The organism is Actinomadura roseirufa, assembly GCF_900659635.1.
Taxonomy (GTDB): domain Bacteria; phylum Actinomycetota; class Actinomycetes; order Streptosporangiales; family Streptosporangiaceae; genus Spirillospora; species Spirillospora roseirufa.
In genome coordinates this window covers 1-10,085 of record NZ_CAACVB010000264.1, presented here as the reverse complement: position 1 = coordinate 10,085, position 10,085 = coordinate 1, and the positions used below count along the sequence as shown (strand labels likewise).

Here is a 10,085-nt window from a genome sequence, read left to right as displayed (position 1 = left end):
CTCTTCCGATCTCGAGACCGCCCGCGACGACGCGGTGCTCGCGGTCGCGTCCGCGTCCGCGCCGGTCATCGAGCGGGCCGCGGCCACCGCGCGGCCCGGCGCGGTCGTCGGCCTGCACCTGCCGGAGGCCGGCGGCGCGCTCGCCGAGATCGCCGCCACCGTCGCCACCGCCCCCGGCGTCGCCGACCGCGCCGCCGCCCTCGCCGCCCGCCTCGGCCTCACCACCGTGCGCTGCCGCGACCGGGCCGGGTTCATCGTGGACGCCCTGCGCTTCCCCTACCTGAACGACGCCGCGGCGATGCTCGGCGCCGGGTACGCCGACGCCGACTCCATCGACGCCGCGATGACGCTCGGCTGCGGCTACCCGAGCGGCCCGATCGCCGACCTCGACCGCCTCGGCCCGGACCGCGCCGTCACCGTCCTGCGCGCCCTGTACGCCGAGACCCGCGAGCCCGCCCTCGCGCCCACGCCGCTGCTGGAGGAGCACGTCACCGCCGGACGCCCGCTGCGCTGAGACCCGGTCCCGGCCCGCCTCCGGCGCCCGTCACCCGCGCCCCCGCCATATTCTGGAAGCCATGAGCCCCCGCAAGAACCGCCGCGCCCTGCAGGGCCCTCGTTCGCAGGGCGGCGGCGGTGGCTGGTCCCAGGAGACCGAGGAGGGTCCGGACGGCGACTGGATCGTCCGCTCGATCGCCGGGGCCGGCTCGACCAAGGCGTACCGCTGTCCCGGATGCGACCAGGAGATCCCGCCGGGCGTCGCGCACGTCGTCGCCTGGCCCGCCGGCGACCGCGGCGGCGCCGACGACCGGCGGCACTGGCACCGGCCCTGCTGGCAGGCCCGTGACCGCCGCGCGCCGCGCGTCCAGCGCTCCAGGAACGCTCCGCGCCACTGACGGCGCCCCCGACGGCGCCCCCGACGACGCCACACAGTGCCATCCGTACGATGCCATCCGCGCCGTCCCCACCGGACCCGGTGGAACGCGCCCACGAGGAAGAGGAGAGCGATGGGGGACATCAGGGCGTCGACCGTGCTGCCGGCGCGGCGCGAGGAGATCACGCTGCACACCTCCGACGGGCTGGAGCTGGTCGGGGAACTGGCGCTGCCACCGGACCGCCCGCCCGTGGCGACACTGGTCTGCCTGCACCCGCTGCCCACCGCCGAGGGCATGATGGACAGCCACGTCCTGCGCAAGGCGTCCTACCGCCTGCCCGCCCTCGCCGGCCTGGCCGTCCTGCGGTTCAACACCCGCGGCACGACCTCCGCGCGCGGCACCAGCCAGGGCGAGTTCGGCGGGGGCGAGACCGAACGGCACGACGTCGCCGCCGCGCTGGAGTACACCGAGTACCACGACCTGCCCCACCCGTGGCTGCTCGGCTGGTCCTTCGGCACCGAGCTGGCCCTCAAGTGGGGCCGCGACCCGCTGGTCGAGGGCGCGATCCTGCTGTCGCCGCCGCTCCACCGCGCCACCGACGCCGACCTCGACGCCTGGGGCGCCGACGGGCGGCCGGTCGTCGCGCTCGTCCCCGAGCTGGACGACTACCTGCGCCCCGCCGAGGCCCGCGAGCGGTTCAAGCGCGTCCCGCAGGCCGAGGTGGTCGCCGTCGACAAGGCCAAGCACCTGTGGGTGGGCGAGCCGTACGTGCGCGTCGTGCTCAACGAGATCGTCCGGAGGGTCGCGCCCGGCGCCTTCCCGCTGCCCACCGCGTGGGACGGGACGGACGGCTAAACGCGCGCGACCGATCGCGGCCACCCCCGTTCGCCCGGCCTCGATCAGGGTGACGATTGCGTTGCCGCCGGATGGACGGCGGGTACCGGGCCGCCCGACGTGAGGACGCGATGACCGTACAGCTGTACGCCAGGGACGTCGGTTCGGGGACGCCGCTCGTGCTGCTGCACGCCTTTCCCCTGTCCTCGGCGATGTGGCTCGCCCAGCGCGAGGGGCTCGCCGGCCGGTTCCGCGTCGTCACCCCCGACCTGCGCGGCTTCGGCGGATCGCGGCTCGGCACCGGCGAGCCGTCCGTCGACGCCATGGCCGACGACGTGGCCCGGCTGCTGCGCGCCCTCGGGCTGCGCCGCGCCGTCGTCGGCGGCCTGTCCATGGGCGGCCACGTCGCCATGGCGCTGTGCCGCCGCCATCCCGGTCTCGTCCTCGGCCTCGTCCTGGCCGGGACGCGCGCCACCGCCGACACGCCGCCCGTCCGGGAGAACCGGCTGCGGCAGGCCGAGCGCCTCGAACGGGAGGGCACGACCGGAGTGCTCGTGGACGAGGTGCTGCCGAACCTCGTCGGGCCCACCACGCTCCAGCGCCGCGCCCTCGTCTACGGCCGGGTCCGCGGTCTCGTCCAGGCCGCCCCGCCGGCGGCCGCGGCGTGGGCGCAGCGCGCCATGGCGGCCCGGGAGGAGGCGTTCGATACCCTCCGCGCCCTCAAGGTGCCCGCGCTCGTCCTGGTCGGCGAGGAGGACGTCCTGGCGCCCGAGGAGGAGGCGCGCGCCATGACCGGCGCGCTGCCCGACGCCGAGCTGATGGTGATCCCGCGCGCCGGGCACCTGTGCGCCGTCGAGCAGCCCGACCTGTTCAACCAGGCGGTGTCGGAGTTCGCCGCGGCCCTGGCGCGAACCGGTCGTTGACGGGCCTCGCCACGGCCGGGGCCGGCGGACGGCTCAGGTCCGCCGAGAGGGGAGCCCCGAGCTCGGCGGGAGGCGGGGGCAGGAGTCCCCTGAAAGCCCGTCAGGGATCGCTACAGGGTCTCCTGGCGGGGCATGAGGACCTCGCGGATGATCAGTGAGATGGCGGCGGCGGTCGGGATCGCCAGCAGCGCGCCGACCACCCCGAGCAGCGCCGCGCCGATGAGCGCCGCGACGATCGTCACGGCGGGCTGCACGTCCACCGTCCGCTTCATGACGCGCGGGTAGACCAGGTAGTTCTCCACCTGCTGGTACACGACGTAGAAGACCACGCAGATCACGCCCTCGGTGACCGTCCCGGTCAGGAACGCGACCAGGCACGCGATCACCGCGCCGATCGTCGCGCCGACCAGCGGGATCAGGTCGGTCACCGCGACGATGAGGGCGAGCGCGAGCGCGTACTTCACGCCCATGATCTCCAGGAAGATGTAGGAGGTGACGCCCGCGATGAACGCGATGGTGAACTGGCCCGCGACGTACCCGCCGATGCGGTCCAGGATCTCGTCGCCGAGCAGCGCGACGCGGGCCCGCCGCGAGCGCGGTGCCAGCTGGTAGAAGAACGTCTTGATCTGCGGCAGCGAGCCCAGGAAGTACAGGGTCAGGATCAGGATCGTGATGCTCTGGAAGATGCCGTTGACCGCGAGCTTGCCGATCCCGGTGGCGAGGTCGGTGAGGGTGTCCTGGAAGCCCTTGCTGTTGACGGTCTTCTCGGCGCGGTCCAGCAGCCCGTAGCGCTTGTCCCACTCGGCGAGCCGCTCGTTGTGCTGGAGCTTCGTCACGTAGTCGGGAATGTTCTTCTGCAGCTCGGTGACCTGCTCGGAGATCGGCTGCACCAGCGAGGCGACGAACCCGGCGAAGAACAGCAGCACGCCCATGAACACCGCGCCGACCGCGAGGCCGCGCGGCAGCCCGAACCGCCGGAGCCGTTCCACGGCGGGGTTGAGCCCGACCGCCAGGAACATCGCCACCACGATCATCACGATCACCGACTTGGCGTTCGTGGCGGCCTTCACCAGCATCCAGGCGGTGATCACACCGAGCGCGGCGGTGAACCCGAAGACGAACGGGTGCGCGCGGCCGAGGGGCTCCCCGGGACGGCCGAAGGGGAAGCGGTGGTCGACGCCCGCCTCGAGCTTGCGCTGCTCGATGTCGTGCGCCGGGTCCGGGGTGTCCGGCCCGACGTCCACGACGGGCTCCTTGCCCGGGACGGGCGCCGGACGCTCCACCGGGCCCCCGGTCGCCGGGTCGCGGTCCCCGGCGTCCTCCTCCTGGGCCTCGACGGTCTCCGGGTCCAGGGCCCCGCTCGGCCTCTCCCCGGCCCCGTCGCCGGGGGAGCCGTCCGTCCCGCTCGCCGTCTCGTCGTCCTCCGCCACCGCGGCGCCAGCACGGTCGCCGGCCTCGCCGTCGCCATCGCCGGGGCCATTGCCGGGGCCGTTGTCGGGCGGCGGGGCTGGAGCGGGGACCGTGCCGCCGCCCACCCGCGGCTGGCCGGGGGGCGCGCTCGGCGGCGCCTCCGGTCGGTCGTCGTGGGGGGTGTCGTCGGGCACGCCGCTCTCCTCTTCCGTCCTGCCGTCCCCGTGCGGTCACGGCCGTGTATCCGCCGGCCGCGCCGGCACGGGGGATCGAATGACGAAAGCCTAGAGGCACTTCGGCCTCCAGGCTTCCGATCAGGCGTCGGACGGTCGGTGGACCGCTCCGGTCACTCCTGCCACCAGTCCTCGTCGTCCTCCTCGGACTTCTTGGCCTGGCCCCCCTTGGCGGGCGCGGCCTTGGCGGCCGGCTGCTGCTTGGGCTGGGCCTGCGGCGGGGCCGGCTTGGGCGCGGCGGCCGGGATGGCGGCCTTCTCCGGCGGCGCGGCCAGCTCGGGCTCGACGCCGCCCATCGTCGGGGCGACGCCGCCGATGAGCTGGCGGAGCTGGTTGAGGTGGCTGGTGATGCTGTCGCGCTGGCGGGTCAGCTCGTCGACCTGGCGCTGCGCGGCGGTGCGGACGCGGTCGGCCTCGGACTTGGTCTCGGCGAGCAGCTGCTCGGCCTGCGACTTGGCCTCGGCGATGACGTTGTCGGAGTTCTTGCGGGCGTTGGCCATGAGCTGCTTGGCGTGCGAGTCGGCCTCACGCCGGGTCTGCTCGGCCTGCTGGGTGGCCTTGGCGGCGCGCTGCTCGGCGGACGCGGCGCGCTGCTCGGCCTCGGCGACGAGCTTCTGCGTGGCGGCCTGGGCGGCGGCGTGCCGCTCGGCGTCCTGCCGGTCGGCCTCCTCGCGGCGGGCGGCCAGCTGGATCTCGAACTCGGCCTCGGCCTGGGCGCGCTGGGCCTCGCTCTCCTCCAGGATGCGCTGGGCCTGCGCGCGCATCTCGTCGGCCTGCCGCTTGGCCGTGGTGAGGATCTCGTCCCGCTCGCGCTTGGTGGAGGCGCGCAGCTGCGCGACCTCGCGCTCGGTGGTGGTGCGCAGCTTGGCGATCTCGCGCTCGGCGGCGGCGCGCTTCTCGGCGACCTCGTGGTCGGCGGTCGCGCGCAGCTTGGCGACCTCGCGCTCGGTGGTGGAGGTCAGCTCGTCGGCCTCGCGGCGGGCGGAGGTGCGCACCTCCTCCGCCTCGCGCTCGGCGGCGCCCCGCATGTCGTCGCCCTCGCGCTGGGCGGTGGCGCGCAGCTCGGCGGCCTCGTTCTCGGCGGTGGCGCGCTGCTCGGCGGCGTCGACCTTGGCCGCGGCCTTGATCTCGTTCGCCTCGGAGCGGGCGGCCTGGACGAGCTCGGTGGCCTGCTCCTCGGCGAGCCGCAGCAACTGCTCGATGCGCGCGCCGAGACCGGAGTAGGTCGGCCGCTCCTGCTCCTGGAGCTGGCGGTGCGCGTCCGACAGCTCGCGGTGCAGGGCCTGGGTCTGCTCGCGGGTCTGCCGGACCTCGGTGTCGAGCTGCTTGATGTGCTCGTCGACCTGGTGCCGGTCGTAGCCGCGAAGCACCACGTCGAACTCGCGTGGGGGCGTGTCTTCGAAGAAGTTGCTGAGCTGGGCGTCGATGTCGGACTGCATGTGGCTCAATCCTGATGTGACGGGGCTGCGGGCCATGTGACGGGGCTACAAGATGGTTCCGGGGACCGGTCGATCAGCCTGGCTGACGGGGCACCTGAGCGGGACCGGAGCCCCAGACCTCTTCCGGCGAATGAAGCGTACTCCGGACACTGCCGTGTTGGGGGCTCATCTTGACGCGCTGCGTGTTTTGTCGCATTTGTGGTCCTGCTCGCCGAAGTCCGAGGTGCCCAGGTACGGGGCCCACAAATGCACCAGATGTGTCTGAACGGTCACAGAGCAGCGGTCAGTACCCCGTCCCGCCCGCCCGTGATATCGAACACGTCACGATCCGGGCGCGCCCGCGCGGCGCGCGCCCGGTCCGTCCCACGGTGGTCTCGGAGCCGGCTCGGGGCCGTCTCAGGGCTTCTGCACGAGCTCGGTCAGGACGCCGTGGCAGTCCTTCGGGTGCAGGAAGTTGATCAGCGATCCCAGGGAGCCGTTGCGCGGCGCCTCGTAGAGCACCCGCACCCCCTTGCCCGCGATCCCGGCGGCCTCCTCGGCCACGTCGCCGTCGGTGCCGAAGGCGATGTGGTGGACGCCCTCGCCGTTCTTGGCGAGCCACTTGGCGACCGCGGAGTCGTCCCGGATCGGCTGGATCAGCTGCAGATAGCTCGCGGCGCCGTCCCCGGTGTCGTTGATCTTGAGCATCGCCTCCCGGACGCCCTGCTCCTCGTTCACCTCGAAATGCACGTCCGTGAAGCCGTAGGTCGTCCGGTAGAACTCGACGGTGACCTCCAGGTCGTGGCAGGCGATGCCGATGTGGTCGATACGGGTCAGCATGGGCGTGTCTCCCTCATTGCGGTCGAACGGGGGCGAATAAAATCGCGTTCGGTCCTGCTGGGTATGGTGGCAAACGTCGCCACCGCACCACCCTGGAGGCCCCCTCATGACCGCCACTTCCGTCATCGTCGCCGGAGCGCGCACCCCGATCGGGCGCTTGCAGGGCTCGCTGAAGGACTTCTCCGCCGCCGACCTCGGCGCGCACGCCATCAAGGCCGCGCTGGAGCGCGCGGGGGTGTCCGGCGACCAGGTGCAATACGTGATCATGGGCCAGGTGCTGCAGGCGGGCGCGGGGCAGATCCCCTCCCGCCAGGCCGCGGTGAAGGCGGGCATCCCGATGACCGTCCCGTCCATCACGATCAACAAGGTGTGCCTGTCCGGGCTGGACGCGATCGCGCTGGCCGACCAGCTGATCAGGGCCGGCGAGTTCGACATCGTCGTGGCGGGCGGCATGGAGTCCATGACACAGGCCCCGCACCTGCTGCCGAAGTCGCGCGGCGGCTACAAGTACGGCTCGGTCGAGGTCCTCGACCACATGGCCCACGACGCGCTGACCGACGCCTTCGACGGCATCGCCATGGGCGCCTCCACCGAGCACCACAACTCCCGGCTCGACATCTCCCGAGCCGAGCAGGACGAGTTCTCCGCGCGCTCCCACCGGCGCGCCGCCGAGGCCATCAAGAACGGCGTGTTCGACGACGAGATCGCGCCCGTGGAGATCCCGCAGCGGCGCGGCGAGCCGATCCTGTTCGCCGCCGACGAGGGCGTGCGCGGCGACACCACCGTGGAGGTGCTGTCGCGGCTCCGCCCGGCGTTCGGCGCCGACGGCACGATCACCGCTGGCTCGTCCTCGCAGATCTCCGACGGCGCCGCCGCCGTCGTGGTGATGTCGAAGGCGAAGGCCGAGGAGCTCGGGCTCGCCTGGCTGGCCGAGATCGGCGCGCACGGCAACGTCGCAGGGCCGGACAACTCGCTGCAGTCCCAGCCCGCCAACGCCATCAAGCACGCGCTCGGCAAGGAGGGGCTGGAGGTCGCCGACCTCGACCTCATCGAGATCAACGAGGCGTTCGCCGCGGTCGGCATCCAGTCGATGCGCGACCTCGGCGTCGACGCCGAGAAGGTCAACGTCAACGGCGGCGCCATCGCCGTCGGGCACCCCGTCGGCATGTCCGGCGCGCGCATCGCCCTGCACCTGGTCCACGAGCTCAGGCGCCGGGGCGGCGGCGTCGGCGCCGCCGGGCTCTGCGGGGGCGGCGGCCAGGGCGACGCGCTCATCCTGCGCGTCCCGCGGGGCTGATCCGAGGGGCGCCCGGCCGGGTGCCGGGCGCCCACGCGCGTTCCTCCCGAGCGCGTTCGTGGCGGTGCCGGGGCGCTACTGGGACTCGGAGGCCACGGTGACCGTTTTGAAGCCCAGGGCCCGCAGCATGTTCTCCAGCATCAGCTTGGTGTTGGCGTCCGCGCGCCCGCGCAGGTTGCTCGCCTCGGCGGCGGCTTGGATCTTCTGGCCGGCCAGCACGTTGAGCTGCTGCTGGTCGCCGGGGTTGCCGCTGAAGAAGTCGCCGAAGCGGTTGAACAGCCCGCGCTCGGTCGCGAACACATAGCTGCGCTTGGGATCGAGGTTGGTCGGCTCCAGCCGCGCCCGGGGCAGCCTGATGGACGCCGACGTGCGGTCGGCGTTCACCTTCACCGCGCCCTCGCCGACGCCGGAGAAGTCGACGTAGGCGTCCACGGAGCCGTTGCCGACGAAGAGGGTGCGCTTGCCGCGCAGCGCGCCAGGCAGGAACTTCGCGTCCTTCTCCAGGTCCACGACGACCTGGAAGTCTCCGCTCGCGGCCTCGTAGCGGTGCAGGTCGCGGATCGACTGCAGCAGCGCGGGGCCGCTGCGGTCCTTGGTCTCCTCGGCGAACGGGTTCAGCCAGTGCGGGAGGAGCCGCAGGGTCTGCTGGGCCAGCAGCACGAGGGCGACCGTGGCCACGACGAGCAGAAGGGCGCCGCGTATCCCGCCCCGGGGTGCGGGACGTGCGGCGCGGGGGGCGGACACGGTTTCACGGGGGGTGTCGTCACTCGCTTCGGGGCGGACCATGTACGGGACATTCCCGGACGGAGCGCGCTTTCACGTCACCGTTGCCGTGACTTCCCCCGCTCGGCCGCCCCGGGGCGCCGTCCAGGGAAGTCGTGCGGGGAACTCGCGTCCGGGTTCGTCGCCGCGCGTCCGCTATCCCGCCGGTTCGGGGGCGGCGGGATGCCGCAGGTCCGACTCCTGCGTCGCCTGTTCGACCTCCAGCAGCGATTCGCTCCGCAGGTGCGCCTCGTGCGCGGCGCGCCCGCCGCGCACTCCGAACAGCCGCTTGGTGACGACGATGTAGGCGATCAGCCCGATGTTGATCAGCAGCGCGCCGATCCGCACCACGGTGATCTTCTCGACCAGCTCGTAGATCTCGATGGGTAGCCCGAAGCAGGTGGCGATCACCGCGAAGTACTCGCCCCAGCGCTGCAGCAGCCACAGCCCGACCGCCTCGATCAGCTCCACCGCCGCGTACACCAGCAGGCCGACCGCCAGCCAGCGCAGCGTCCGCGCGTCGAGGTCGAACACGTGCCGGGTCGACTCGACGACCTTGGAGTGGTCCAGGTCCCAGCCGACCTGGTCGGCCAGCGGCCGCAGCAGCGGGATCTCCTTCTCGAAGATCCGCTCGATCGAGCCGCGGCTCTCGGCGAACCGCCACACCCCGTAGGCGGCGAGCAGCACGATGACGCCGCGGATCCCGCGCTCGACGGCGAAGAACCGCATGATGAACGCGTCGCGCAGCTCCCGGCCGCGCTTCACCAGCGGCGCCCGGTCGGCGGGCCCGGTGCCGTGCGGCTCGCCGTGCACGTAGGTTCCGCAGCGCAGGCACCGCCACGCGTCGCCGATCGGGGTCCGCACGAGGAGCCGCCCGCGCAGCCCCTCCTCGTCCGGCGCGTAGGTGATATGTCCCTTACGCGCGCAGGTCAGCAAGCTCCAGTCCACGCCGCCACCCTAGAGGGCCCCGCCGGAAAGATCCCCGCTTCGCGCGGAACGGCCCGGTCTACACCGCCCTGGTGGGGTGGATGTGAGCAGGGCCATACAGGTGGTCGCAACCGGCGTGGGCCGCCTGTACGTTGACCGTTCGTGGACAACGTTCGTGCCTTCCGGATCGTCTCGATCGCCGAGGCGGTCTCCTTCCTGGTGCTGCTGCTGATCGCCATGCCGCTGAAGTACCTGGGGGACGCCCCGGTGGGCGTCCAGATCATGGGCCCCGTGCACGGGGTCCTCTTCATCGGCTACGTCGGGCTGGTGTTCCTCGTCCGCGACCAGCTCCGCTGGGACCTCACGCGCACCGCGCTCGCCCTCGGCGCGGCGGTGCTGCCCGTGGCGCCGTTCCTCGTCGAGCACTTCTGGGCCAGGCCCGCCGAGCCCGCCGCGGCGGCGGGCCGCGCCTGACCCCGCGGCCTCCCGCGTGACCATGGTGGATCCGGGGGGACTCCGCCGCGGTCGCGCGGGCGCGCGGCCGGGCGGAAGTCGCGCGGCCCGAGAGC

11 protein-coding genes are annotated in these 10,085 nt (G+C 73.1%); 6 read left to right on the top strand and 5 right to left on the bottom strand.

The features are described from left to right. From E1291_RS34235 to E1291_RS34220, 4 genes are all read left to right on the top strand, one after another. Nucleotides 1-514 (top strand): 3-hydroxyacyl-CoA dehydrogenase family protein (locus E1291_RS34235; RefSeq protein ID WP_242614554.1); only part of this gene is annotated, 514 nt, incomplete at its 5' end. Between the two features lie 61 nt (nt 515-575). After that, nucleotides 576-893 (top strand): Rv1322 family protein, encoded by a 318-nt coding sequence (locus E1291_RS34230; RefSeq protein WP_131742218.1) that lies wholly within the window; start codon nt 576-578, stop codon nt 891-893. A gap of 111 nt (nt 894-1,004) precedes the next feature. Next, nucleotides 1,005-1,727 (top strand): alpha/beta hydrolase, encoded by a 723-nt coding sequence (locus tag E1291_RS34225; protein ID WP_131742217.1) that lies wholly within the window; start codon nt 1,005-1,007, stop codon nt 1,725-1,727. 110 nt (nt 1,728-1,837) lie between these two features. Then, on the top strand, nt 1,838-2,629 hold the full coding sequence (locus E1291_RS34220; RefSeq protein WP_131742216.1) for an alpha/beta fold hydrolase: 792 nt from the start codon (nt 1,838-1,840) through the stop codon (nt 2,627-2,629). 110 nt (nt 2,630-2,739) lie between these two features. On the opposite strand, the gene E1291_RS34215 is transcribed toward E1291_RS34220, so the two are convergent. From E1291_RS34215 to mce, 3 genes are all read right to left on the bottom strand, one after another. Next, nucleotides 2,740-4,233, bottom strand: coding sequence for an AI-2E family transporter (locus E1291_RS34215; RefSeq protein WP_242614553.1), 1,494 nt, complete (start codon nt 4,231-4,233; stop codon nt 2,740-2,742). Nucleotides 4,234-4,385: 152 nt separating this feature from the next. Next, nucleotides 4,386-5,711: a DivIVA domain-containing protein gene (locus E1291_RS34210; RefSeq protein WP_131742215.1), complete on the bottom strand. Its 1,326-nt coding sequence runs from the start codon at nt 5,709-5,711 to the stop codon at nt 4,386-4,388. A gap of 396 nt (nt 5,712-6,107) precedes the next feature. Then, nucleotides 6,108-6,530: a methylmalonyl-CoA epimerase gene (gene mce / locus E1291_RS34205; protein ID WP_131742214.1), complete on the bottom strand. Its 423-nt coding sequence runs from the start codon at nt 6,528-6,530 to the stop codon at nt 6,108-6,110. Nucleotides 6,531-6,636: 106 nt separating this feature from the next. On the opposite strand from mce, the gene E1291_RS34200 reads away from it, so the two are divergent. Next, nucleotides 6,637-7,827, top strand: a complete 1,191-nt coding sequence (locus E1291_RS34200) for an acetyl-CoA C-acetyltransferase (protein ID WP_131742213.1) — start codon at nt 6,637-6,639, stop codon at nt 7,825-7,827. Between the two features lie 75 nt (nt 7,828-7,902). On the opposite strand, the gene E1291_RS34195 is transcribed toward E1291_RS34200, so the two are convergent. Beyond that, the gene (locus tag E1291_RS34195) at nt 7,903-8,571 is read right to left on the bottom strand and encodes a DUF4230 domain-containing protein (RefSeq protein WP_242614552.1); all 669 of its coding nucleotides are present in this window, start codon (nt 8,569-8,571) and stop codon (nt 7,903-7,905) included. 174 nt (nt 8,572-8,745) lie between these two features. Next, nucleotides 8,746-9,537 carry a DUF2127 domain-containing protein gene (locus E1291_RS34190; RefSeq protein ID WP_131742211.1) on the bottom strand — a complete coding sequence of 264 codons (792 nt, stop codon included), beginning with the start codon at nt 9,535-9,537 and terminating at the stop codon, nt 8,746-8,748. A gap of 141 nt (nt 9,538-9,678) precedes the next feature. Between E1291_RS34190 and E1291_RS34185 the strand changes: the two genes are divergently transcribed. Beyond that, nucleotides 9,679-9,990 (top strand): DUF3817 domain-containing protein, encoded by a 312-nt coding sequence (locus E1291_RS34185; protein WP_131742210.1) that lies wholly within the window; start codon nt 9,679-9,681, stop codon nt 9,988-9,990. Nucleotides 9,991-10,085: the final 95 nt, after the last annotated feature.